Below are 23,421 nucleotides of genomic sequence, written 5' to 3'. Positions count from 1 at the left end.
GAAGTAGCGTAAAGGAGATTTTTGATGCAACTGGTTTATATGTATATGGAATCTCCTGTAGGCGCATTAAAACTGGTTGCTCATGATCAGGCTTTGGTCGCCGTGATGTGGGACAATGAAGACCATAAACGGGTACGCTTGGCGGAACTGATTGAGAATATCCAGCATCCGCTGCTGCTAAAAGTGAAACAACAACTAGAACAATACTTTGCAGGACAACGCCAGCAGTTTAATCTGCCACTGGATTTTCAGGGTACGGATTTTCAGCAACAGGTATGGCGAGCTTTATTGACCATTCCTTATGGAGAAACACGCAGTTATAAAGATATTGCGCTCCAGATTGGCAATGAAAAGGCAGTGCGTGCGGTCGGTGCCGCCAATGGTAGAAATCCAATTTCAATTATTGCACCATGCCATCGCGTGATTGGTTCTGGTGGGGCTTTGGTGGGTTTTGCAGGTGGTCTGGATAAGAAGCAGATTTTATTGAGTTTGGAACAGGGTCAAATTCAATAATCTATATGGCTAACACTCGATTTTAATTGCCTTTTGGAATAAGCTTAAGTCTTTCATAACAAGTTGAATGGGTATTTAAAAATGGCTGTTGGTGACGTAACGATGCCGCTAATGCATGTGGTGCAGGGTGTGAAAATTGGCTCAACTGAGGCGTATGTACGTTATCCAAACCGACGCGATCTGGTCATTTTTGAATTTGCCGAGGGTTCAAATGTTGCGGGTGTGTTCACCCAAAGCGCATTTGCCGCTGCGCCTGTTCTGATTAGTAAAAAGCATCTCGCTGAAAGTACTTCACAACAGCAGCCACGCTATCTGATTATTAATACAGGCAATGCCAATGCCGCCACAGGTAAAATCGGTTATAAAAATGCGGAGGCAACCTGTGCCCAACTGGCTGAACTGACAGGTGTGCAAACTAGTCAAATCCTGCCATTTTCAACAGGTGTAATTGGTGAGCAACTTCCAATCGAACGTTTGCTGCAAGGCATTCAGCCTGCATTGAATGACTTAAATGCGGATCGCTGGGCTGATGCCGCATCAGGCATTATGACCACAGACACCACACCAAAAGGTGCATCTGAACAGTTTGAGCTGGATGGTGTGAGCTATACCATGACAGGGATTAGTAAAGGTGCAGGCATGATTCGCCCGAACATGGCGACCATGTTGAGTTTTGTGGCAACGGATGCGCCGATTAGCCGTGAATTGGTGCAAAGCCTACTTCAAACCACAGTTGAGCATTCATTCAACCGCATTACCATTGATGGTGATACCTCCACCAATGACTCCTGTATTTTTGTCGCAACTGGATTAGCAGGCGGCGCGGAAATTGCCGCTCAGGATGATCCACGTTACCAACAGGTGCTGGATGTGCTTGCCCGTATTATGAATCGTCTGGCGCAGTTGATTGTGCGTGATGGTGAGGGTGCGACCAAGTTCATTACCGTTCAGGTTGAGGGTGGGGCAAATACTCAGGAATGTTGTGATGTTGCCTATAGTGTGGCTGAGTCACCATTGATCAAAACCGCATTATTTGCCTCCGATCCAAACTGGGGCCGTATTGTGATGGCGATTGGTAAGGCAGGTGTACCGAATCTGGACAGCAGCAAGGTGCAAGTTTGGTTGGGTGACGTACAAATCTGCTTAGATGGTGGTGCAAATCCTGACTATACCGAAGCGGCAGGCGCAGCGGTAATGGCTGAGAAAGAAATTACCATCCGTATCGACCTTGGTCGTGGTACAGCCAAAGACACCGTGTATACCTGTGATTTTTCTTACGACTATGTGAAAATTAATGCCGATTATCGCTCGTAAATATACGGTATAATAAAGCCTCCACAGTGAGGCTTTTTTTATAAGCTGGTATGTGGATAGTGTGATTTACTCCACATCATCGCCAAGATGCCCACGTTATAAGTTTGCAGTAATGCAGGCGCGCAGGATAGAGAAGACGTTTTATGAATGATGCGAATTTAATTGCGAACGAAGCCAAAAATATTGTGCAGGCGCATTTAGATCGTTTGGGTGAGCCAAAAGACAATAGCCTAAGCCCAGAAGTGAAACGAGAAAAGTTTGCTCAAATCGCAGCTGAGTTGAAAAAACGCAATGCAGTGCTTGTGGCCCACTATTACTGTGATCCTGATGTGCAGGAGCTTGCCGAACTGACAGGTGGCTGTGTTTCTGACTCATTAGAAATGGCGCGCTTTGGTCGTGATCATCCTGCAACAACCCTTGTGGTGGCAGGCGTAAAGTTTATGGGCGAAACCTCTAAAATTTTATCACCAGAAAAAACAGTGTTGATGCCAACTTTGGAAGCAACTTGTTCACTGGATTTGGGTTGTCCTGTAGATGAGTTTTCAGCGTTCTGTGATCAGCATCCTGACCATACCGTGGTGGTGTATGCCAATACCTCGGCGGCTGTAAAAGCACGTGCCGATTGGGTGGTGACTTCAAGCTGCGCGGTTGAAATCATTGAACATTTAGATAGTTTGGGCGAAAAAATTATTTGGGCACCTGATCAACATTTAGGTCGCTATATTCAGAAGAAAACGGGCGCTGAAATGTTGTTGTGGGATGGTGCCTGTATCGTGCATGAAGAATTTCGTGCCCGTGGTATTGCGCAAATGAAAGCGCTCTATCCAGATGCAGCGGTATTGGTTCATCCTGAATCACCTGAATCGGTGGTGGAAATTGCCGATGCTGTTGGGAGTACCTCGCAATTGATCAAGGCTGCGCAGACACTTCCACATAAACAAATGATCGTGGCAACTGACCGTGGCATTTTCTATAAAATGCAGCAGGCCGCACCTGATAAGGAATTATTTGAAGCACCGACCGCAGGCGAGGGTGCAACCTGCCGTTCATGTGCACATTGTCCGTGGATGGCAATGAACGAACTGGATGGGATTTTGCATGTGTTACAGCATGGTGATCAGGAAATACACGTTGATCCAGCCCTGGCTGAACGTGCCAAATTACCTTTAGATCGAATGTTGAACTTTAGCGCTTCGCTAAAGCGTTAAAATGCTTGTTAAATATACATTTGATAAGGAAAAATCATTTTTTTTAAAACTAGGTGTTGACGTGATGCAACGTCAAGCCTAGAATGCACACCGTACCGCACGATGTGCGATACAATAAAAGCTGAGAAATCGGAGCATAGCACAGCCTGGTAGTGCACCTGGTTTGGGACCAGGGGGTCGTAGGTTCGAATCCTACTGCTCCGACCATTTAAAAGATGTTGAAAAACATTATTTTAATATCGGCGAAGTATCGCTTGATAATATTATCATCGTTATGCGCCTGTAGCTCAGTTGGATAGAGCATCCGCCTTCTAAGCGGATGGTCACAGGTTCGAATCCTGTCAGGCGCGCCATTTGGCAGCTTGGTATATAGAATCAAAAATATGTTATGGTGGATGTAGCTCAGTTGGTAGAGCCCTGGATTGTGATTCCAGTTGTCGCGGGTTCGAATCCCGTCATTCACCCCACATTCGGAGCATAGCACAGCCTGGTAGTGCACCTGGTTTGGGACCAGGGGGTCGTAGGTTCGAATCCTACTGCTCCGACCATATTATTGATTTTAATAATAATATTTATGATCGAATCTTTTTATAGAAGCAAAGATTAAATAATTTCTCATTTTGAGTGCTCTGAAATAATCACGTTAAAATCTATTTTATATTCCCAAGTCAATCCCAGATTTAAAATTGAATCAGTTTGAAAAAACATCAAATTCATGGTTTTCTGAACATGTAAAAATAAGTTTGGGGTATCTAATTTTTTTAGTAATAAAGTAATATTTTTATATAAATATAATATATTCAATAGTTTATACTCATTTGTCTAAGTAATTTTTAAGTAATATTGAGGTAATTTAATACTGTATAAAAAAGTATTTTATATAGATTTTTTGTATTAATAGAATCAATAACTTACAAAATATTACTTCATAAATTACAAAAAATTACCTTTGAAAGTAATATATTTTTTATTTATATTTCAATTGCTTATTTCTATTTATTACTTTGTTACTTCAAATTTAAGTCGAACACTATAAAAGAACAAATATTTGTTCTCTTGTCAGAGTGTCGGTGCGTAAAAATACTCCGAAAGAAGTTTTGGAGTAATCACAAAATTTTCAGAATTGGATATTTTTAAAAAATAGTATTTTGCAGTGAAATGCAGTATTCAAAATTTGGGTAAAAGCTTGGAAGAACCTAATAGCTATATATCTATTATTAGTATAGGAAATACCTTGATTTTGCAGTGAAATAGCCAAACTAAGGGCGGGCAGGTGGGGTGGGGCAACTGCCCGCCTTCGTCAAGTGTGCCCAATATTGGTGCACGTCCAACAAAGTACGAATTTTTTTAATTTATTCAATATTGCTCATGAATTTTTGTACTTGATCTAGCTTCAATTCGATATCAGATAAAGCATAAACAAGATCATTGGCTCGGTAAGTAGTTTGTGGGTTGATGGTATTAGTCTCCAGTGATCCTTTCAATATTCGGATATACCCCAAAGCTTGGTCTAGTAAAAATTCTGCATCATCATGGCTAATCATTTTGGGTTCTTCTTTATGGATCTGGTTGAGTTGAAATTGCCAAACGGTGGTAGGTGCTTGATCCCAGATAGAACTTTTGATTTCTTTGATACCAAGATACTTTGGATAAACTAGATTATTTAAATGCTGTTCTAATAAAGAAATGTCGACTCCTTTTTCATTTAATTCCTTGATCAGATCATTGATATGTTCAGGGTTAATGGAAAGGTGACCATGCGTTGTGTCATGGTTAAATATAAACTGGGACTGAACAATTTTGTCGATCAAACGGAAAAACTGTTGGCAGAGTAATTCACTGGTTGGATTGTTGGCTTGAATCCGATCTGCAATTGGCACATAAGGGATAATATTGTCATTTAAAGTCATGATCTTATTCTCCTAAAAATAAAATGGAGAACGTGAGTACAGCCATACAAATGACGGTCAAACTTTCAAAGATATTTTTGATCACCTTTTGATTTTTACGTTTCTTTAAACGTTGCTCATAGGCGACTAAGTCGTAAATAGGAGTGTGCTCGATAATGTGAGCATTTTTGAGGTGTGCAGGTACACGGGCTTGAATTTGTCTTTTCATGACTAAAATTCCTTTTGGTAGGTTGTTAACCCACCACCATTCCTTCCACAGAATGGTGGCAGACCGACAGGGGTGGAAGTACCGTACCAAAAGAACCGGCCAGCCTTGCGGCTGCCCTGCCGATCTACCATGACAAGTCTAGCAGATGCGACTTTTTTTAAGCAAAAAAAATCCGCTTAGAGCGGTGTTTTATTGCCCTTTTGGTGAATACCACAGACTTCCACATCTGTACTCAGATTTTGCTGAGTAAAACTATGTTGCTCTATAGTGTGCCGTTATGTCAATATAGTGATGTGCTATTTTTTATAAGCTATTATTTTTTATTGTATTTAATTAATGATAATTCATGGTGGTAGACCGACAGGGGTGACAATACCGTACTCAAAGAAACGGCCAGCGCAAAGCTGCCCTGCCGATCTACCATAACGAAGTCTAGCAGATACGACTTTTTTTAAGCAAAAAAAATCCGCTTAGAGCGGTTATTTATTGCTCTTTGAGTATTAGAACAGGTTGTCACGCCTGCCACAGATGTGCTGTGTTCTTTTATATTGCTGATAGTGATGTGCTATGTCAAGATAGTGATGTGCTATTTTATAAAAATCGGATTTTAAGAATGCCAAGACCATCATCAAAAAATATTCGTGTTGATTTTTTTCAGATGACCATTACTCCCACAGAAACCATTGCAAGCCCATTACAAGGCTTTAGAGCCATTATGGATGGAACAATTGCGAATCACCATGATAATGGCGGTTATAAACGTGAGTTTTATGGTTTATCGAATCGAGGTGCAATTGGATTTTGCGGTTCTTTAAGAAAGTTCAGAAATGACGATTTACCTAAAATTAGTTCTTTGGGTGGAACTGAACTAGATTTACCTTTGATTGATGGACAAGGCTTGGTAGAACATAATTGTTTTGTTTTTTTTCCTAGACATAGTGTGATTGCAATTCATTATAATGTTCACGCTAATCATCATACTAGATTGGTGGATACATTAATTGGATTATGGGGAACTAGAGTTGAACTGACTCCTTTAATTAGTGCAGATACATTTAGACGTTTAAATCAGACAGGTACAACTCTAGTCGAGATTGAGGCAAAAATTCCTAAACCTCAAAATCCTGCTTTATTACCTGATCCTGACAATTTTTCACGTCATGCTCTGGATATGTTGAATTTATCTGATGCAGATAATCTCACATTTAAGGTTGGTATTGATCAGCGATATTCAGGTATGAATCGACGTTTAATTAACTCATTAAAAAATTCAATTCGTACACTTAGCCAGTATGACCCACAAAAACTAACTGCTAAAATTGATGAGAATGGTATTATCTCGCCGATTGATCTTATAGCAGATCGTATTAAATCAACTCAGCAAGTTGAAGCGACTGGACGATATATTCCACGTGATACTTTATATAATGCGATCGAGCAGGCTTATGCTGAAGTGGAGAATGACATAAATGCCTATTTCGCAACTGGTGAAACTAATTAAAAGATTAGTGAAATTTATTTTTTCACTCATCCTTTCATTAGCTATTGGCTGGTTAACATGGAAATATGCAGATCCATATCTAGCTAAACTAAATGATAATAACGGTCCATATGAATTAGCAAAACAAATTTCAAGTATTGCAGGTGTGATTTTAGGATTCGTACTCGCTGGAATCAGTATTCTTACAGCTGTGATGGATAGGACACTTATCGCAAACATGATGAGAACAGGACATTTTCATAATTTTGTTAAACAAGCATTTTATGGTTGTGGTTGGTTAATGGTATTGATAGTAGTTAGTTTGGGGTCACTCGTTGTTCCTGCCGAGTATTTAAAGTATGCCTTAACTGTAATGATGATCGTTACTTCATATACAGTTATAGAATTGGTTACAACAGCAACGCGTTTTTATAATATTATTACTGTGATGAGTAGTCGCTAGAAAATATTATATTCTATATATTGGTATCTAATTTTAGCTGCTTAAGCCATCTTAAATACATTTCTCATTATATAAGATATTGTTTTTATTGTATTTAGTTTATAAAAAAGCCCTAAGGGCTTTTTTTATTTTGTCGTTATTAATTCAAACTCTTTAAACTTAATGACTTCATCACCAACCAGTTCATTAAGCTGTAGCATTTTCGCTTTCAATGGTCCACCTTCATTAAAATTATATGCTTCCGATGCGGATTTAATATCACCAAAGCCACCAGCATTTGATGGAATGATCCCCAAAAGCTGTGGGTAGACTCGCATAGATGCAAGCATGTCATCACGACTGGTACCTTTGATACTAACGAAATCATCCTTTGCAGCAATCTCAGATGTGGGAATGACTTGAATACCATCCTTTTTGCCATTCGGGCTGTAATAAAACAGGTTACGAAAGTTCCCAGGACCTTTACTTTCTTTCAGTGCTGTTCTTAGCGCAGTAATATCATTCGGATCTGAAGCTGGATCATTCACATAAAGAATAAATCCTGCATGAGATCCATTATTATAATATTTACGACGGAACAATGTTGCCGAGTCATTAAGCCAAGCACTTTGCAGAGCTGATAAATATTCAGGCACACCATAAATTTCTTGATCAATATCTGTTTCACGGACATGAAACACTCGACCATGCATGAATTCATGTTCTTTATAGCCATTATGATCATTAGATAAATAAAAATATTGACCGGGTAAATCACCAACTCGTGTGTATTTCGACAAAGCAGCTTTAAGCTGAATGCGGTTATTCAAACGTGATCGAATATCTTCCAGGTAAAAGTTACCACTCCATAAAATATCTAAAGCGATTTGATCAAAATCCTTTTTACTCAAATGTGGATGTGGAATAAATAAATTAGATAAATAATTCTTCTTAAAATTGATTGCACTACTCAAATATGGTGTGCCTTTTACTGTTTTTGATAAACCATGTAAATTGGCTTGTGGTTCATACCAGCGACCATTAAACCAACATTCCATATAATTTGATAAATCATGGCCATCAGTTATTGGTATTGCATCTCCGAATGTAAATGCCTCAGTTCTAGAATTCGAATGCATTGGTCTATTAGGATGTGGTCGCAAATCCAGCACATTGTTTAAAATGTTTTTTGCAATAGAAAATGGTTTCATGAATAAATCTCGATCATTGAAGAATTGGTTTCTGTAATACCTGCGAGTGGTTCGTTATAAATTGCATGCATGAGTGCCCATGCCAGATCCGCATGACCAACATCATCCGAACGCCCAGCTGTAAATGTGATTTGTTTTTGTGAAGCAGTTAATGTTTTTTTAATGCTCATTAATGACTGGGTTAAATCTTTATTGCCTGAGTCATACTCAAGACGACCATTTCTGACGACATCTAATGTTTTATAAACAAGATTGGATTTGACTTCTGGCGAATAATTAAATGTGGTCAATGCAGGGAAAAACTGGCGTACAAGTTCTGCAACACCATAGCCCATACCTGTCGTATCAATTCCGATATAAACCACGTTGTAACGTAGGGTTATATTCTTGATATGTTCAGCTTGTTGAGCAAAATCATCACCTTTAAATTGATGACACTCCAGAGCTCTAAATTTTCCACCAGGAACAAGAGGAGGGGCAACAACAACTAAACCTGCATTATCTCCCGTTCGCGCAGGATCATAGCCGACCCACACTGGTCTATTTGCAAAAGCTCTTGCATGATGTGGTTTAAAATCATTCCAAACTTCAAATGTATCCACCATGCAACATTGCAACATGCTAAGCGGAAACATGGACTGCCCATCATCGACAAATTTACACATGAACAAGTTTTGAAAATCGTCAGGCGCATATTCAAATTTCAGTCGTTCAATGTTAAATAAATCACATCCGCCTGCCTTTGCATCTTCTACAGTGACAATCTGACGCCACATCAAATCTTCACAAACACGCCCATCTTTTAAAGCATCATGACTAACATCAATTTTTAATTGCTGGTCTTTAGTCCGACCTTTATTGAAACGAGTACCTGTCCAAAACTCATAGGCTTCATGTGTGATTGTTGAAGGTGTTGAAAAATAAGTTTTTCTCCATGTCTCATGTGTTGCCATTGCTGAAGCAACTTTCTCAAGTTCAGCAAAACCATGAGTCCAGAAAATTTCATCAAAATACAAATTTCCATGATGACCTTGAGCCGTTCTATAGTTGGTACCTAAAAACCGAAGTTCAGCACCATTAGATAGAACAATAGGATCTCCTGTGAGTTCAATACCGCAGATTTCTTCTGCATAAGTTCGAATGTAATGTTTAAAAATATGTGCTTGGGCTTTAGAAGCTGACAAGAAAATTTGATTTCGACCTGTTTTGAGTGCGTCGATCAGTGCTTCAAATGCAAAATAATATGTTGCACCGATCTGACGACTTTTTAGGATCATTCTAGAACGTTGATCCATAGCGCGGTACCAAGTCCATTGGTACTCGAACAGCCGTTCTTCAAATGCCAAAATCATCTGTTCAATTTGTTCTTCATCAAAATGATTCGGAACTTTTTTTCGTGGAGCAGTATTTCTTTTTCTGATTTCAGGATTCAGATCTGCTTCAGATCCGTCCAAGCGATATTTTTCAATACGCGCAAATTCCTTGTATTGACGCATCAAAAAATCAATTTCTTTGATGTCACCTGAAGTTTTTTTATTTTTAAGAATAAGTTGCATCAAACGTACAGTCAGCGCACATTCAACACGGTTTTCAGGTTTTTCTTTTTCCCACTCATCCCGTGTTTTCCATGCCTGAACTGTCCGCTCTTTTTCTTCGAGTACTTCTGCTATATCGACAATTTTCCAACCAAGCCAATAAAGGAACTTTCCTTTCAGCTTGTTGTCCATGATCAAGTGCAGATTTGCGATGGGGGATAGGTCATTCATTACAATGTTTTGCTTATTTTCTATAAGCGAACATTGGCAGTAAGAAATCTAACAATCAGTTCATGTGAGTTGTAAAAAGGCTTAATACAAAAGGGTTTAATTGCTTGGTTAGAGCATAATTGCCCATTCTGCACCTATTCAAAAGCGTGATTTTTATCCGTCCATTTTTTTATGAATAGGTTTGCAAATGAGCAAAGAAGATAAGAAATATAAATCGAAGTGGTTCCGTATTGCCGTGGCAGGGGATACCACAGATGGTCGTGAAATTCAGCCAGAATGGATCGTCCAAATGGCGCAGAATTATGACCCAAATACCTACGGTGCGCGTATCAATATTGAACACTTACGTTCAGTTTTCCCTGACGGTGTTTTTGGTGCTTATGGCGATGTCATTGCGTTAAAAACAGAAAAAGTCACAATCAATGGTGAAGAAAAAGACGCACTTTTTGCCCAAATTGAACCGACTCAAAGTTTGATTGAGCTGAATAAGAAAAAGCAAAAAGTCTATACCTCCATTGAGGTGGACGAAAACTTTGCAGGTAAAGGTTTCGCGTACTTAATCGGTTTGGCTGTGACGGACTCACCAGCATCATTGGGTACCGAATATTTACAATTTGCTGCTACAGCAAAATCCAATCCTTTGGCAAGTAAAAAACAACGACCTGAAAATCTGTTTACTGCTGCAGTTGAGACGGAATTCGAATTTGAAGAAGTCAAAACACAGCAATCATATTCCGCAGGCTTGGTACAAAAAGTAAAAGACCTGTTCTCAAAACAACAAAAGTCAGAACAGAAGTCTGCGGAATCCTTTTCTGAGCAAGAACAAGCCATTGTTGAAATCGCAACTGAAACTGCAAATCAAGGTCAAACGGTTTCAAAACTTGAAAATGATTTTAATACGTTAAACACAGAACATGAGCAGCTGAAAAAAGATTTCAATGAATTTAAAACCAAGTTAGATGGTGAGCCTGATCAACAGCCACGTCAAACTTCAGGAAATTCAAAATTCACTGAAACTGTCGATTGCTAAAACCATCACTATAAATATAAAGAGTATCTAACATGCGTCCAGAAACACGTTTTAAATTCAATGAGTCAATGACTCAATTAGCCAAGTTGAATGGTGTAAGCAAAGTATCTGAAAAGTTTAATGTTGCACCAACAATTCAACAGAAATTAGAAGATAAAATTCAGTTATCTTCTGCATTTTTACAGAAAATCAATATTTTCTTAGTTCAAGAACAGTCAGGTTCAGCAGTTGGATTGGGTATTTCACGTCCAATTGCCTCACGTACAAATACGGACACGACAGATCGCCAAGCCAAAGACCCAACGTCGATGGATGAGCGTTTTTATATGTGTCGTAAAACTGATTTTGATACAGCAATCAAATATCAAAAACTAGATCAATGGGCAAAATTTAAAGATTTCTATGCTCGTTTCAGTGGTCAAATTCAAAAACGCCAAGGTCTAGACCGTATCATGATTGGCTTCAATGGTACTTCTATTGCGACGACCACTGACATTATTGCAAATCCAAAACTGCAAGATGTAAACAAAGGCTGGTTGCAGAAGATGCGTGAAGAAAATTCTGAACGTGTGATGTCATCAGGTAAAGTTGTTGGAAAAATTACCGTCGGTGCAACGGGTGATTATCACAATGTCGATGCTTTGGTGATGGATCTGACCAATGAAATGATTGATGAAGTGCATCAGGACAATCCAGATTTAGTTGTACTGTGTAATCGTAAAACATTGGCAGATAAGTACTTTCCGATTGTGAATAAAGAACAAGAAAACACGGAAAAATTGGCAGCTGACATCATCATCAGCCAAAAGCGTATGGGTAATTTGCCTGTTTATGCAGTACCGTTCTTCCCAGAAGATGCCATTTTGGTGACAACTTTTGACAACCTTTCAATTTATGTTCAAGAAGGTTCTCGTCGTCGTACTGTCATCGACAATCCAAAACGTGACCAAATCGAAAACTATGAATCTTCAAACGAAGATTATTACATCGAAGATTTGGGTCTTGCTGCAATGGCTGAAAAAATCGAGTTGGTGTAATTATGACCCTAGCACGTCAACATTTCCAAAAACATCAAGCCAAAAAAGCAGCCGTTTCGGCTGCTGAGTTTGGTGCGATGCAAGACATGACGGCTTATGAGTTGCAGATGATGCAACTCAATAATGACCGTCAACGTCTAAAACAAATCCAAGCCACTGCAGCTAAAGTTGTTTTAAAAACAGCTTTACTTCCAAATTATTTACCCTATATCGAAGGCATTCTTGAAGCAGATAAATCTATTCAAGATGAAGTCTTTATGACTATTTTGGTTTGGTGTATCGATGTCGGTGATTATGCCAAAGCATTGGAATTAGCAGAGTTCGCTTTACGTCATAACATGATCATGCCAGATGCATTTAAGCGCAATACAGCAACTTATGTGGTTGAAACCATTGCTGAAGCATTTTTAAAGCAACTGAAAACCGATGCTGCAGTTGATGTTTCAGTCTTAGAGCAAGTTGAACAATTGATTCTAAATGCTGATTTAGATCCAAAAGTATTGGATATGCCGAACCAAGCTAAAGCCAAACTGTATTTAGCTTTGGGTAAAGCCACAGTCAAATTAATTCAGAGTAAAGATGAACCAAGTGATGTGGATCTGGCACATGCAAAATCTGCAGAAGCATATTTAACGTCTGCTTTTGAATTAGATGAAAAGTCTGGTGCTTTAGGTGAAATGAAAGCAACTAAGAAGTTTCTTGATAAATTTGCAGATCGCTTACCAAAACAGTCTGAACCTTTACTGAATAGTGATGGTTCACAAGTCGTAGATGACCAAGGAACCTTGGTTTTTAAAACGACTGAATAAGTGCCCACGCACCGCATGGGCGAACAATTTTGGTGTCATTACATCGTAATACACACTTAGAGAATTGTTCCCACCCATGCACTAAATTCAACAAAAACAGACGGCAGGGGACAGCATGGGATTCGTCGCAAATGGCAATACAACACCAAGTCAAATCATCATCGAAAGTGACCCATTTTATCCGAGTGTTAGTCTTGATCATATCCGGGAAATTGTCCGTATTGACGGAGCTGTCACCAACGAAAGACTTAAACAAACCATCATTGAAGAAGTCATCGACCTGAATCGTTTGCTTATTTCATTGCAAACCAACGTTGCCAAATTATCCGATTTATCCAAAACCATCATCGATGGCAAACCCGATACCGATTATTTATATCTTTCCGCAATTGCCAATGGTGTAGCAGCCAAGGTCAATGAGAACTATCGCAACTACGACAGCTCCAATTCAGGTGCAAAAAAAGCAGAGCAAGCGGAATGTACGGTGGATGATTACCGTCGCAATCGCCAGTGGGCAATTCAACAGTTACTTGGTGAAAACCATACAGTGGTGGAGTTGATATGAAAACTATCACTGCCCTACAAAACGACACGGTCGATGCGATCTGTTGGCGTGAGTACGGTCGTAGCTCTGGCGTGGTCGAAATGGTTTTAACAGCCAATCCCAAACTTGCTGAATTTGGTCCATTTATTCCAATGGGGACACAGGTCACATTGCCCGAAATTGAAACACCACAACAAACAAAACAAACCATAAACCTATGGGACTAATAACAAGATGCCAGAACCAACCACAACAGCAGCTGCAACAGCAATCACTTTAAGTGCAGCTTCACTTTTACCATTTATCAACGGCAATGCATTGTTGGGGGCAGTTTTTGGCGCAGCACTATTTGCGACAACTAAAAAAGATTTAAAACCCCTGCAACGCATGATGACGATGCTTTTAGCAACGGGCATTGGTTACTTGCTTACACCTGAGATTCAAACTCGAACATTTATTAGTAATGACGCAACAGCTGGCATGGTTGCAGCTATCTTCTCACTTCCCATCATTTTAAAAATCATGGTGTGGGTAGATCAGTCCAACTTAACAGACATCATCAATAAAATTTTTCGTGGTGGAGGATCATCATGATGGAACAATTATTTCAATTCATCGCACTGATTGCATACATGATCTGCGGTGTTCGTATCATTTGTTTTAATTCTGAAGGCCTACGCCACCGCCAAGGATACTCAATTCTTGCTGCCATTCTGATTGGCTCATTTATCGGGCAAAGCGTACATATTCTATTTTTCAAAGATCCTGTGACCTTGTGGGATGCAGTTTTTGCAGTGCTCTTAGCAGTACTGATTATTAAAGCCAAAGGTAATGTGGCCAAACTGATCTGGAGTGCATCATGAGTTTAATTAAATTTGGCGCTCAAGGAGATGCCGTCGTGATGATCCAAAAACAACTTATTGCGCTTGGATATAAAGGCTCCGATGGAAAAGTACTCAATCCAGATGGCGACTTTGGTGCGAATACCGAATATGCCGTGATTCAATTTCAACGCAAACATGGTTTAGTTGATGATGGCAAAGTAGGTGATAAAACCCGTACAGCCTTAATGGGCGGCAGTACTGATAAGTTTTTAAAAGGTTCAGACTATAAAAATGCTGCAGTGCGACTCAATGTGCCAGAACTCAATATTCGCGCCTTTGGTGCAACCGAAGCACGTGGCGTTGGTTTTTTAAAAAATGGCAAAGCCAAGATTCTATTTGAACGCCATAAAATGTATGCCTATTTGGTCAAATTCAAAGGCAAAGCCTTTGCCAACGAGCAAATGCGCTTATATCCAAATCTGGTCAACACCGCCACAGGTGGCTACAAGGGCAATGAAGCTGAATATACCCGTTTGTCACTTGCTAAAAATATCCATGAAGAAGCTGCACTCATGTCATGTTCATGGGGGCAGTTCCAGATCATGGGCGAAAACTGGCAAGACCTCGGCTACAAATCCGTATTTGAGTTTGTTGAGCAAATGCAAACCAGTGAATCTTTACAATTAGAGGCATTCATCCGCTTCATTGAAACCAAAAAAGGTTTACTCACAGCACTACAAAAAGAAGATTGGGACACAGTCTTCCGTTTATACAACGGTCCTAACTATAAAAAACTCGGTTATGAAGCCAAATTCCTTGCTGAACGTGCTCATCTTGAACCCATTTATGGAGTTTCAAAAGTCGCATGAAAAAACTTGAAAGCCTACGCACACACATGCTTAACGCAGTTAAAGAATTACAGCGTGATCCTGAACGTATGCTGATTTTTACCGAAAAAGGCAACGTCCGTTGTACTTTAGCCAACGGGCTTTCATTTGAATATGTCTATGATCTCAATTTGATTTTAACTGAATATGCTGGAGATCTGGACGCAGTCATGATTCCATTGCTGGACTGGGTACGTATCAATCAGCATGAATTATTAGCGAACTTAGAAAAAAGCAAAGATGCCTTTAAGTTTGAAACGGTTGTCCTGGACAACGGTACCGTAGATCTAGCATTGACACTACCACTCACAGAACGAGTCATTGTCAAACGCAATGATGATGGCACTTTAAGTGTTTCATTCCCTGACGAGCCTCAGCATGAAAAAGCATTACCATCGCAACTGTTTAAAATGATCGACAGTAAAACGGGACAAACTTTGGCTGAATGGCAGTCAGCAGAACCTGAGGAACAATATTTCTAATGGCAGAGCTTGAAGCGCTTACCGAACATCTGGGTAGTATGCTGAACCAACTCAGTGATCAAGAACGACGCAAATTAGAAATGCAGATTGGTCGAAAGTTACGATCATCACAAAAAAGCCGAATCACAAAACAACAAAATCCAGATGGTTCGGCCTATGTACCCAGAAAGTTTCGCCTCAGGGACAAGAAAAATAAAATCAAAAATAAAATGTTTAATCTGATTAAAAATGCCAAATATATGCGCTTCGAGCGCACAGCCCAAGGCATCGCGATTGGTTTTGCAGGTCGTGTGGCATTTATTGCCCGAGTTCATCAATACGGTTTACGCGACAAAGTCGAAAAAGATGGACCAACTGTTCAATATACCAGTCGAGAACTTTTAGGATTTACGACAGAAGAAATGGATATGATTGAAACGGAAGTAATTAAATTTATTTCAAAATGATTTGTAAAAAGCGTTAATACAACAGCCAGCACATGCAATAAAAAAATGACTGCAACACGATTGCAGACATGAGTGCAGACCTATCAAGACGTCTTGAAAACCTGATTCGTTTAGGAAAAATCAAGACGGTAGAACCGACAAAACCCTTTCTGACAGTGACCGTCCAAATTGGCGAGATTACCACTGCCAAAATCCGTTATCTCAATTTACGTGCAGGCAATGACAAAACCTTTGACCCACCATCTATTGGTGAAGAAGTAATAGTTTTAAGTCCATGCGGTGTATTAGAGATAGGTATTGCAATTGGTGGCTTGAACAATGCGGATAATCCCGTGCTATCACAAGATTTAAATAAAAATATTCGCCTATTTTCTGACGGCTGCATGATTTCTTATGACACCAATACTCATGCGCTTGAAGTGATTCTACCCAGCAATGGTACTGCTGTTTTAACCGCAAAAGGTGGCGTTACAGTCAATGCCGATGGTGGCGTTACAGTCAATGCCAAATCAGGTGGGGCAACCATTAATGGTGATACCACTATTAATGGCAATGTCCAAGTCAATGGCAGTACAGCTATGACTGGCAACAATACAGTCGGTGGCAGTCAACTTGTACAGGGCAGTAGCCATTCAACAGGAAACTTCAGTACCGAGGCAGACGTCACAGCAGGTGCGATCTCATTGAAGTCGCATAAAACATCAGGTGTCAAATCAGGTGGAGAAACTTCGGGAGAACCCGTACCATGATGTCACGTGAAATTGGCTCAAATCTGAGCGAGTTAGAACATATCAAACAGTCTATTCAAGACATTGTTTCTACTCCATTAGGTTCGCGCATTATGCGTAGAAGCTATGGTACGCAACTTTTCAATCTGATTGATAAACCGACTTCAGAAGCTTTATATCTGAAAATTTATAGCACGATTTACTCGAGTATTTTGCAATGGGAAAACCGTATTGATGTAAGTCAAATCAATATTAACTCTCTTTCAGCAGGTCAAATGGTAATCGATCTTGAGTTCACACTCACAAAAACAGGACAAGCACAAAACTTAAATATTCCTGTAAGTATTGGGGCTACACCATGACATCAAATTCAGCTATCGATCTGTCACAACTTCCTGCACCTGACGTTGTCGCTCAAATCGACTATGAAACAATTCTAAAAGAAGGTTTGGACGACTTTCATGCGCGTATGAAAGAACTCGGTATTGACTATGTTGTACTTGAGTCAGATCCAGCTTATAAACTTGCTGAAGCATTTGCATATCGTGAAATGTTGGTACGCCAAACATCAAATGAACAAGCCTTAGCAGTACTTTTAGCTTATGCAAATAATAACGATTTAGATCATAAAGCAGCTGAACGTAACCTTGAAAGAAAAACGATCTCAGAAGCAACCTCTACTGAAGATGCCGTACTTGAAACAGATGTCTCTTTACGACGTCGTGTACAAATGTCACCTGAAAGCTATACCACTGCAGGCAGTGAGGGTTCGTATATTTTTCATGGCATCAATGCTGATGCACGAGTAAAGGATATTTATCCTTATGCACCTTTAGATGTAGAAGGTTACCCTAAAGGGATTTGTAATATTTATGTGCTTTCAAATGAATCAGACGGTTCAGCACCCGAAGATCTCATTTCTATTGTTGATCAAAATTTAAATAAAAAAGTCATTAGACCATTAACTGATTATGTGCAAGTTTATTCTGCCAGTATTTTAAAATACAACATCCAAGCTGAAATTGAAGTTGGTGAAGGTCCAGATGCAAATGTAATTCTACAAAGTGCATTTACTGAAATTCGTAAATATGCAGCACAAGTTCATGCCTTCGGATCTGAACCGAGTTTGTCAGGTATTTACCAAGCCCTACATCGCCCTGGTGTGACAAAAGTAAATTTAATTAGCCCGACTTCAAACATCTCAACGCAAATTGGCCAAGTTGCATTTTGTGATTCCTTCAATATTTATCTGAAGGAGATCCCAAACAATGAATAGCCTTTTACCACCAAATTCCACCAAGTTCGAAATTAATTTTGAACAAACATTCTCTCGCGTATCTGCTGTAGAAATTCCTACGCGAACTTTTAATGATTCAATGGCTGCACCACTTGGAGTACTTCCCTTTTTGGCATGGGAAAAGTCCGTTGATGTTTGGAATAAAGATTGGACGGATGAACAGAAACGCCAGACGGTTGCAAGTTCCCTGAAATCCCACATGCACAAAGGGACAATTGGTTCACTTGAAACTGCATTAGGTTCTTTGGGCTTTCGTGTAAAAGTTCAAGAATGGTTCAATATGGTTCCTGTCGGGAAACCTTATACATTTAAATTATTAGTTGAAACTGCTCAGGATTCAATCACGGCTACTGATTTAAAAGATATTTTAAAAGTCGTTAATAAAAACAAGAATTTAAGATCACATCTCGTCGGGCAATCTCTCACAATCACAAATGAGTGCTCTACATATTTTGCTTCAACAATCTGTGTGGGGCATGACCTCGAATATTTATCTGTAAATGGGCTCTATCTAGATGGTTCATGGTTGTTAGATGGTCACCAAGACTTAAAAGGCTACTGAACAATATGACGAATTTAACACCTAAAAATGAGTGGTCTGATGTATATCAGTTAGAAAAAACTGATCAAGCAATTGCTGGACCAAACGGTATCATGAATGCACAAGCACAAAGCTTGTTAAATAGAACTGAATATTTACAGTCAGAAAAAGCCAGTAATGAAGACTTAGAAAATGTAAAACTTCAAATTTCCACCGCAAAATCAGGTGTTAAATTTTTCAAGACACTAGCTCAGTTACAAGCGTACTATCCTAGTGAAACAGACCCTCAGCAAGCATATGTTTTTGCTACTCAAAAATATTATCTTTGGGATAATGGATCTTGGGATGATGAAGGTGTAAGTGTATTACAACAATCTACTGATTACACAGATGATTTAGTAAGAGATTTATTTAAGCGCGGTGTAAATATATATGACCCTAAAGGTGGTTTTCCGAGTAAGTATTGGAATGCTGAAAATGGACAATTAAATGATGCTTTAGATAAATTTATTGCATCAAAACTGATCGTTGTTACACCAGGTGTCGAGTATCAAGTCCCTAATTTTTATAATCAGCAAATAGTATATCTTGATGAATACAAAATATTTATTTCAGGTGAAAAAAGTTTAATAGCTAAAGATTTTAAGTTTACCCCCCCAGTAAACACAAAATTTGTAGGTTTAACATTAGAACACGATTGGGTTAGTACATTTATGCTGTGCGAATCAGCAAAGTATCCCCCTATATATGGTTATGTCCCTTATACTCTTTATAATGGTTCCTTTAGATTAACACCAAGTCAAATTGTTGGTTTGGAACAATCTGTCAAAAACTCTTTAAGTGTCAAAATTCAAAATATTATTGATACCTCAAATGTTATTTTAGGGCGATATATCGAGTGGAATACTGGTCGTGATCTTGATGAACCAGCAAGTGAAGCATACTGCATCGCTGGTTACTACGCAGTCAAAGCGAATACTGAATATCAAACATCATCTTTTTATGATCAGCAATTTTGTTTTTACAATGACAAATTTGAATATTTAAGCGGTCAAGTAACCGCTGTCGGTAAGAAATTTACAACGCCTGCAAATACAGCATATATTCGTTTTTCTGTAAAAGTTGCAGACTTAGCAAGTCTTGTTGTCACTGAAAGTGCAAATTTTCAAGCAAACACGTATGTTCCGTATGCAATGGAAATTCCTAAACTCAAAGTAAAAGTCAATCAAGTCGATGGTTTAGAAGACAAAGTTAAAGAAGTTGCACATATTGTAGACTTGAATATTGTCAATCTTGCAACAGCGCAGAAAGACAAATATGTGAATTTTGAAAATGGACAAGTAGGCAGTGTCACTGGGCACTATGCAACAGATTATTTGCCGATTAAATCAAACACAATTTATCGTTCAGATAATACATACAATCAACAATTTGCATTTTATACAAAAGATAAAGTTTATATTAGTGGTCTCGAAATCGTTCCTGCTAACAAAAAATTCACTACGCCAGCCAATGCGGAATATGCACGTTTTACTGTACCAGTTGGGCAACTGGGTACTATTTTAATTGCTGAAGATGCTTTATTTCCGAGTGAGTACACATCTTTTGAAGTCAAAACTTTAGAAAACATAGTTCTTCCAGATCCATCTGCTGTGCTTGAAACTGAAATTTTTACGTCCGCAGATGCCAATGAGGCGACAGCGCAATTTAAAGGCAAGAATGCTGTACAACTTGCGTTAGATAGTATTGCTGATGCAACAGATAAGAAACGTTATGTGATTAAAACTAAAGGTTTTCACAAAGTTGATGTTGCTAGTGAAGTAATAGGATATCCAGGGTATCCATCGATGATTCTCGCCAAAAACCATGTTGACATCATCGGCGATGGTAAAACTATGTTTTGGTGTGAGCTTCCATTTAACGATGCTGATATTGGACCGTCTGCGAATGGAACAACGTATTCACGCACGACATACCAAACACTTTACAGTTATGCAAAAGATTGCCTGATCAAAGACGTTACATTTGTCATTGTAAATGGTCGATATGCATTGCACTTAGACAATCCAAACGGTGCAAACAGTACGCATAGATTTGAAAATGTACTCTTTGTCTCAAAAGGAAGTAAAGGTTCAATGCAGGCGCTTGGCTGTGGTACAAGCACAGGCGAAGAAACGTATTTTATTGGTGGTGGCGCACATTCAGATGGTGGAACACCATTTTACTGTCACAACAACAGTAAGTTTTTAACTCCCTCTAAAATGTATTTCGAGGGATTCAGATTCTCAAGCAATACAAGCAAGTTGATTGTACGTTGCGAGAATGACGGTTCACTTGTTGATGATAAAATGCAAATGGTGGGTTGTTCATGGGGCGGAACTTCGTATGTGATGGAGTATGGCCAGCTTTGGCTTAAATCTAATACTACGCAGAACTATGACAGTTTCAATCATGCGGAATGGAAATTTTCAGGTTACGGTAATGATCCATTTTTGTTCGATAACCAAGTTGCTGGTTATTGTTTAAGGATCAAGACAACAGCCACAGGCTTAAACAACACAATTCGTTTTGATAAATCATCATCTGCATATTCTCTGTTGATTCAGAACAATCAAGCGAATACAGATGTCAGTCTTTATACAAATAGCCGAGATTATATCGACGGGTACATCATACAAGATGGTTCTGTTGGTTTATCTGCTCAAGCTTGGGGCTGTAAAGACTTAACTGAAACAGCGTCATATGCTGATGGCGGTGTAATTTATACGAGTTTGGGTAAACGCTTAGGTGACTGTTCAACAAGCAATAAAACACTAGGTGTAATTATCAACGGCACAACAAATAATGTGGTGTTTAACAAAAATTACAGTTCAATGACAAATGCTCAAATCGTTGCTGAAATTAACACTCAGTTAAGCAGTGCAACTGCAGATCTTTACAGTTACGGACGTGATTACTATGCCGAAATGACTGATGTAGTCGAAATTGCATATAACACATCATCTGCATACATCCCTAAAGGTTCTGTCGTAACGAAGTCTAGCAGTTCAGTTCATTTAGCATCTGCAACAGATAAAGTTTTCGGTGTTGCGCTTGATGACATCCCCGTTCAAATCACAACTGCTGAAGGTTTGAAAAAGGGCGAAGGGCGAGTCTTAAAACATGGCTACATCTACACGAATCAAAGTAAAGCGCACTTTGTTTTAGCTGATAATCAAAATCCAAACATTGGCACAAGATTCACTGTAAACAACGGGCAACTGGTAACAGATGTGAATGGTAAAATCAGCTGTGATATCGACGCTGGCGTTATCTCAATTAACTGTTAAGCAAACCAACTTATTTTTAGAGTTATAAATTTATGAAATATAAATCAATTCATACAAAAAAAGGCTTACAGTTAATTGCTCAAGCTGAAGCAACAGGTTCTCAAATCAAACTCACCCATTTTGCCGTGGGTGATGGCTCTGGTAATGCTGTCGATATTTCAGAAAATCAGACTCAACTGGTACGTGAACGTTATCGTTCCACCATCAACCGTGTGTTTCAAGATCCTGAAAACGACTCAAAATTTACGGTTGAGCTCATCATCCCATTATCCGTTGGGGGCTTCGTACTCCGTGAAGTCGGCATTTTTGATAGCAATGGTAATTTATTTATTGTTGGCAATTTACCTGACATCCAAAAACCTATTGCAAGTGATGGTTTGTTTTCAGGTACTGTGATTCGTATTCCTTTTTTCACATCAAATGCCAGTACTATAGAATTAAAAATCGACCCAAATGTGGTTATCGCCACACATAGTTGGGTCGTCAATACATTTACCCCTGCATATTTTTTCCCTGGTGGTTTGACAGGTCAAGTTTTAAAAAAGACATCGAACCTAGATGGTGAAATTGAGTGGGGCGATTCTTCAACGGCTGAAATTTTTGTCAACACAATTGAAGAAGAACAAACACTTGCAACAAATCAAATGATAGTCGATTTTACGACAGTGAATACCCACGGTATTGCGATCTATATCAATGGTGATCGGATTACAAATAAAGTGGGTGAAAATGGTTGGCAAGCAACGTCTTCAACAAGCATCACATTAGGTAAAGCATATCCCGACGGCTCTAAAATCCTTGTGGTACAAAATGAACCATTGGGCACTGCTCCTTATCCACTTGCACAAAATTTAAATCTTTCAGATATTCCTGATAAAGATTTAGCACGTCAAAATTTAGGCGTTGAGTCAAAATTTAATGACTGTCCACCTGGTACGATTTTATATTTAGCCACAGCAAATATTCCTACTGGCTACAAATTAATTAAAGCCAATGGTGCAGCTATTTCCCGTGAAGTTTATGCAGACCTTTTCGCTGTTATTGGAACAACCTACGGTGTAGGTGATGGCGTACTCACATTTAATGTTCCTGATGGGCGCGCAGAGTTTCCACGTGGCTTAGACGATGGGCGCGGTATAGATACAGGTCGTGTTATTGGCAGTAAGCAAACTCAACAAGTTCTTAAGCATAAGCACTTTGGTTTTGGTGAGGCTTATGATGGTTGGCCATTTGGCACAAGCCCAACTAAAGGAAAAATGGGGTCTAAAGGCGGTACAGATTGGGACAACTATTTTTATATGACTAGCGACGGTTCAGCATATAACGGTGAAAGTTCTAATTCTGCAGGTGTTATTGGGGATGAAAACCGCCCACGAAACATTGCTTGGCTTTGTTGTATCAAATACTAGGTGACA

General features: G+C 39.2%; 25 protein-coding genes and 4 tRNA genes. 25 read left to right on the top strand and 4 right to left on the bottom strand.

The features are described from left to right. The first annotated feature begins 24 nt into the window (after positions 1-24). From F972_RS10985 to F972_RS10955, 7 genes are all read left to right on the top strand, one after another. Positions 25-513, top strand: coding sequence for a methylated-DNA--[protein]-cysteine S-methyltransferase (locus F972_RS10985; RefSeq protein ID WP_004682972.1), 489 nt, complete (start codon positions 25-27; stop codon positions 511-513). A gap of 81 nt (positions 514-594) precedes the next feature. After that, positions 595-1,827 carry a bifunctional glutamate N-acetyltransferase/amino-acid acetyltransferase ArgJ gene (argJ, locus tag F972_RS10980; RefSeq protein ID WP_004682971.1) on the top strand — a complete coding sequence of 411 codons (1,233 nt, stop codon included), beginning with the start codon at positions 595-597 and terminating at the stop codon, positions 1,825-1,827. A gap of 143 nt (positions 1,828-1,970) precedes the next feature. Further along, positions 1,971-3,035, top strand: coding sequence for a quinolinate synthase NadA (gene nadA, locus F972_RS10975; RefSeq protein ID WP_004682970.1), 1,065 nt, complete (start codon positions 1,971-1,973; stop codon positions 3,033-3,035). 130 nt (positions 3,036-3,165) lie between these two features. Beyond that, a tRNA-Pro gene (locus F972_RS10970) sits at positions 3,166-3,242 on the top strand. A gap of 69 nt (positions 3,243-3,311) precedes the next feature. Beyond that, positions 3,312-3,388: transfer RNA gene (locus F972_RS10965), tRNA-Arg, on the top strand. 38 nt (positions 3,389-3,426) lie between these two features. After that, positions 3,427-3,502, top strand: a tRNA-His gene (locus F972_RS10960). A gap of 4 nt (positions 3,503-3,506) precedes the next feature. Continuing rightward, positions 3,507-3,583 (top strand) — tRNA-Pro (locus F972_RS10955). Positions 3,584-4,387: 804 nt separating this feature from the next. On the opposite strand, the gene F972_RS10945 is transcribed toward F972_RS10955, so the two are convergent. Together F972_RS10945 and F972_RS10940 are read right to left on the bottom strand one after the other, a co-directional pair. Next, the gene (locus F972_RS10945; RefSeq protein WP_004769787.1) at positions 4,388-4,945 is read right to left on the bottom strand and encodes a hypothetical protein; all 558 of its coding nucleotides are present in this window, start codon (positions 4,943-4,945) and stop codon (positions 4,388-4,390) included. Positions 4,946-4,949: 4 nt separating this feature from the next. Then, the gene (locus tag F972_RS10940) at positions 4,950-5,153 is read right to left on the bottom strand and encodes a hypothetical protein (protein WP_004769786.1); all 204 of its coding nucleotides are present in this window, start codon (positions 5,151-5,153) and stop codon (positions 4,950-4,952) included. 535 nt (positions 5,154-5,688) lie between these two features. Here F972_RS10940 and F972_RS14780 point away from each other — a divergent pair. Together F972_RS14780 and F972_RS10930 are read left to right on the top strand one after the other, a co-directional pair. Beyond that, entirely contained in the window at positions 5,689-6,654 is a 966-nt protein-coding gene (locus F972_RS14780) for a hypothetical protein (protein WP_051063289.1), read from the top strand. Continuing rightward, the gene (locus F972_RS10930) at positions 6,623-7,096 is read left to right on the top strand and encodes a hypothetical protein (protein ID WP_004769784.1); all 474 of its coding nucleotides are present in this window, start codon (positions 6,623-6,625) and stop codon (positions 7,094-7,096) included. Before F972_RS14780 ends, F972_RS10930 begins: the two co-directional genes overlap by 32 nt. 125 nt (positions 7,097-7,221) lie before the next feature. Here F972_RS10930 and F972_RS10925 read toward each other — a convergent pair whose 3' ends face one another. Together F972_RS10925 and F972_RS10920 are read right to left on the bottom strand one after the other, a co-directional pair. Continuing rightward, a complete protein-coding gene (locus tag F972_RS10925) occupies positions 7,222-8,286 on the bottom strand; it encodes a phage portal protein (RefSeq protein WP_004769783.1) in 1,065 nt (354 codons plus the stop codon). Then, on the bottom strand, positions 8,283-10,052 hold the full coding sequence (locus tag F972_RS10920) for a terminase large subunit domain-containing protein (protein ID WP_004769782.1): 1,770 nt from the start codon (positions 10,050-10,052) through the stop codon (positions 8,283-8,285). Before F972_RS10920 ends, F972_RS10925 begins: the two co-directional genes overlap by 4 nt. Positions 10,053-10,239: 187 nt before the next feature. Between F972_RS10920 and F972_RS10915 the strand changes: the two genes are divergently transcribed. The 16 genes from F972_RS10915 to F972_RS10840 all read left to right on the top strand — a co-directional run bounded on the left by F972_RS10915 (position 10,240) and on the right by F972_RS10840 (position 23,415). Next, positions 10,240-11,082, top strand: a complete 843-nt coding sequence (locus F972_RS10915; RefSeq protein WP_004769781.1) for a GPO family capsid scaffolding protein — start codon at positions 10,240-10,242, stop codon at positions 11,080-11,082. A 32-nt stretch (positions 11,083-11,114) separates the two neighbouring features. Next, complete coding sequence (locus F972_RS10910; RefSeq protein WP_004769780.1) at positions 11,115-12,119, top strand: phage major capsid protein, P2 family; 1,005 nt, start codon at positions 11,115-11,117, stop codon at positions 12,117-12,119. A 2-nt stretch (positions 12,120-12,121) separates the two neighbouring features. Continuing rightward, a complete protein-coding gene (gene gpM / locus F972_RS10905) occupies positions 12,122-12,928 on the top strand; it encodes a phage terminase small subunit (RefSeq protein ID WP_004769779.1) in 807 nt (268 codons plus the stop codon). 115 nt (positions 12,929-13,043) lie between these two features. Continuing rightward, complete coding sequence (locus F972_RS10900) at positions 13,044-13,493, top strand: head completion/stabilization protein (RefSeq protein WP_004769778.1); 450 nt, start codon at positions 13,044-13,046, stop codon at positions 13,491-13,493. Next, positions 13,490-13,699: a tail protein X gene (locus tag F972_RS10895; protein ID WP_004769777.1), complete on the top strand. Its 210-nt coding sequence runs from the start codon at positions 13,490-13,492 to the stop codon at positions 13,697-13,699. Before F972_RS10900 ends, F972_RS10895 begins: the two co-directional genes overlap by 4 nt. 7 nt (positions 13,700-13,706) lie before the next feature. After that, entirely contained in the window at positions 13,707-14,066 is a 360-nt protein-coding gene (locus F972_RS10890) for a putative holin (protein ID WP_004769776.1), read from the top strand. Then, the gene (locus F972_RS10885) at positions 14,063-14,335 is read left to right on the top strand and encodes a phage holin family protein (RefSeq protein ID WP_004769775.1); all 273 of its coding nucleotides are present in this window, start codon (positions 14,063-14,065) and stop codon (positions 14,333-14,335) included. Before F972_RS10890 ends, F972_RS10885 begins: the two co-directional genes overlap by 4 nt. Beyond that, complete coding sequence (locus tag F972_RS10880; RefSeq protein ID WP_004769773.1) at positions 14,332-15,165, top strand: N-acetylmuramidase domain-containing protein; 834 nt, start codon at positions 14,332-14,334, stop codon at positions 15,163-15,165. Before F972_RS10885 ends, F972_RS10880 begins: the two co-directional genes overlap by 4 nt. Next, on the top strand, positions 15,162-15,665 hold the full coding sequence (locus F972_RS10875; RefSeq protein WP_004769772.1) for a phage tail protein: 504 nt from the start codon (positions 15,162-15,164) through the stop codon (positions 15,663-15,665). The genes F972_RS10880 and F972_RS10875 overlap by 4 nt, the downstream gene beginning before the upstream one ends. Further along, positions 15,665-16,111, top strand: coding sequence for a phage virion morphogenesis protein (locus F972_RS10870; RefSeq protein ID WP_004769768.1), 447 nt, complete (start codon positions 15,665-15,667; stop codon positions 16,109-16,111). The genes F972_RS10875 and F972_RS10870 overlap by 1 nt, the downstream gene beginning before the upstream one ends. Before the next feature lie 68 nt (positions 16,112-16,179). Beyond that, positions 16,180-16,860 (top strand): phage baseplate assembly protein V, encoded by a 681-nt coding sequence (locus F972_RS10865; RefSeq protein ID WP_004769766.1) that lies wholly within the window; start codon positions 16,180-16,182, stop codon positions 16,858-16,860. Further along, positions 16,857-17,201, top strand: a complete 345-nt coding sequence (locus F972_RS10860) for a GPW/gp25 family protein (RefSeq protein ID WP_004769765.1) — start codon at positions 16,857-16,859, stop codon at positions 17,199-17,201. The genes F972_RS10865 and F972_RS10860 overlap by 4 nt, the downstream gene beginning before the upstream one ends. Continuing rightward, positions 17,198-18,115, top strand: coding sequence for a baseplate assembly protein (locus F972_RS10855; protein WP_004769764.1), 918 nt, complete (start codon positions 17,198-17,200; stop codon positions 18,113-18,115). Before F972_RS10860 ends, F972_RS10855 begins: the two co-directional genes overlap by 4 nt. After that, the gene (locus tag F972_RS10850) at positions 18,108-18,698 is read left to right on the top strand and encodes a phage tail protein I (RefSeq protein ID WP_004769762.1); all 591 of its coding nucleotides are present in this window, start codon (positions 18,108-18,110) and stop codon (positions 18,696-18,698) included. The genes F972_RS10855 and F972_RS10850 overlap by 8 nt, the downstream gene beginning before the upstream one ends. A 5-nt stretch (positions 18,699-18,703) precedes the next feature. Beyond that, entirely contained in the window at positions 18,704-22,006 is a 3,303-nt protein-coding gene (locus F972_RS10845; RefSeq protein ID WP_004769760.1) for a hypothetical protein, read from the top strand. A 32-nt stretch (positions 22,007-22,038) separates the two neighbouring features. Then, on the top strand, positions 22,039-23,415 hold the full coding sequence (locus F972_RS10840) for a phage tail-collar fiber domain-containing protein (RefSeq protein WP_004769759.1): 1,377 nt from the start codon (positions 22,039-22,041) through the stop codon (positions 23,413-23,415). Positions 23,416-23,421: the final 6 nt, after the last annotated feature.

The sequence above is a fragment of the Acinetobacter sp. CIP 102529 genome, from assembly GCF_000368325.1.
Lineage (GTDB): Bacteria > Pseudomonadota > Gammaproteobacteria > Pseudomonadales > Moraxellaceae > Acinetobacter > Acinetobacter parvus.
Note: the sequence above shows the minus strand (reverse complement) of the source record. Positions and strands in the feature narration are given on the sequence as shown.

Bases quoted from the DNA above. Each gene is read 5' to 3' on its own strand.
- F972_RS10985 (WP_004682972.1), top strand. From the start codon at position 25: ATGCAACTGGTTTATATGTATATGGAATCTCCTGTAGGCGCATTAAAA.
- argJ (WP_004682971.1), top strand. From the start codon at position 595: ATGGCTGTTGGTGACGTAACGATGCCGCTAATGCATGTGGTGCAGGGT.
- nadA (WP_004682970.1), top strand. From the start codon at position 1,971: ATGAATGATGCGAATTTAATTGCGAACGAAGCCAAAAATATTGTGCAG.
- F972_RS10945 (WP_004769787.1), bottom strand. From the start codon at position 4,945: ATGACTTTAAATGACAATATTATCCCTTATGTGCCAATTGCAGATCGG.
- F972_RS10940 (WP_004769786.1), bottom strand. From the start codon at position 5,153: ATGAAAAGACAAATTCAAGCCCGTGTACCTGCACACCTCAAAAATGCT.
- F972_RS10930 (WP_004769784.1), top strand. From the start codon at position 6,623: ATGCCTATTTCGCAACTGGTGAAACTAATTAAAAGATTAGTGAAATTT.
- F972_RS10925 (WP_004769783.1), bottom strand. From the start codon at position 8,286: ATGAAACCATTTTCTATTGCAAAAAACATTTTAAACAATGTGCTGGAT.
- F972_RS10920 (WP_004769782.1), bottom strand. From the start codon at position 10,052: ATGAATGACCTATCCCCCATCGCAAATCTGCACTTGATCATGGACAAC.
- F972_RS10915 (WP_004769781.1), top strand. From the start codon at position 10,240: ATGAGCAAAGAAGATAAGAAATATAAATCGAAGTGGTTCCGTATTGCC.
- F972_RS10910 (WP_004769780.1), top strand. From the start codon at position 11,115: ATGCGTCCAGAAACACGTTTTAAATTCAATGAGTCAATGACTCAATTA.
- gpM (WP_004769779.1), top strand. From the start codon at position 12,122: ATGACCCTAGCACGTCAACATTTCCAAAAACATCAAGCCAAAAAAGCA.
- F972_RS10900 (WP_004769778.1), top strand. From the start codon at position 13,044: ATGGGATTCGTCGCAAATGGCAATACAACACCAAGTCAAATCATCATC.
- F972_RS10895 (WP_004769777.1), top strand. From the start codon at position 13,490: ATGAAAACTATCACTGCCCTACAAAACGACACGGTCGATGCGATCTGT.
- F972_RS10890 (WP_004769776.1), top strand. From the start codon at position 13,707: ATGCCAGAACCAACCACAACAGCAGCTGCAACAGCAATCACTTTAAGT.
- F972_RS10885 (WP_004769775.1), top strand. From the start codon at position 14,063: ATGATGGAACAATTATTTCAATTCATCGCACTGATTGCATACATGATC.
- F972_RS10880 (WP_004769773.1), top strand. From the start codon at position 14,332: ATGAGTTTAATTAAATTTGGCGCTCAAGGAGATGCCGTCGTGATGATC.
- F972_RS10875 (WP_004769772.1), top strand. From the start codon at position 15,162: ATGAAAAAACTTGAAAGCCTACGCACACACATGCTTAACGCAGTTAAA.
- F972_RS10870 (WP_004769768.1), top strand. From the start codon at position 15,665: ATGGCAGAGCTTGAAGCGCTTACCGAACATCTGGGTAGTATGCTGAAC.
- F972_RS10865 (WP_004769766.1), top strand. From the start codon at position 16,180: ATGAGTGCAGACCTATCAAGACGTCTTGAAAACCTGATTCGTTTAGGA.
- F972_RS10860 (WP_004769765.1), top strand. From the start codon at position 16,857: ATGATGTCACGTGAAATTGGCTCAAATCTGAGCGAGTTAGAACATATC.
- F972_RS10855 (WP_004769764.1), top strand. From the start codon at position 17,198: ATGACATCAAATTCAGCTATCGATCTGTCACAACTTCCTGCACCTGAC.
- F972_RS10850 (WP_004769762.1), top strand. From the start codon at position 18,108: ATGAATAGCCTTTTACCACCAAATTCCACCAAGTTCGAAATTAATTTT.
- F972_RS10845 (WP_004769760.1), top strand. From the start codon at position 18,704: ATGACGAATTTAACACCTAAAAATGAGTGGTCTGATGTATATCAGTTA.
- F972_RS10840 (WP_004769759.1), top strand. From the start codon at position 22,039: ATGAAATATAAATCAATTCATACAAAAAAAGGCTTACAGTTAATTGCT.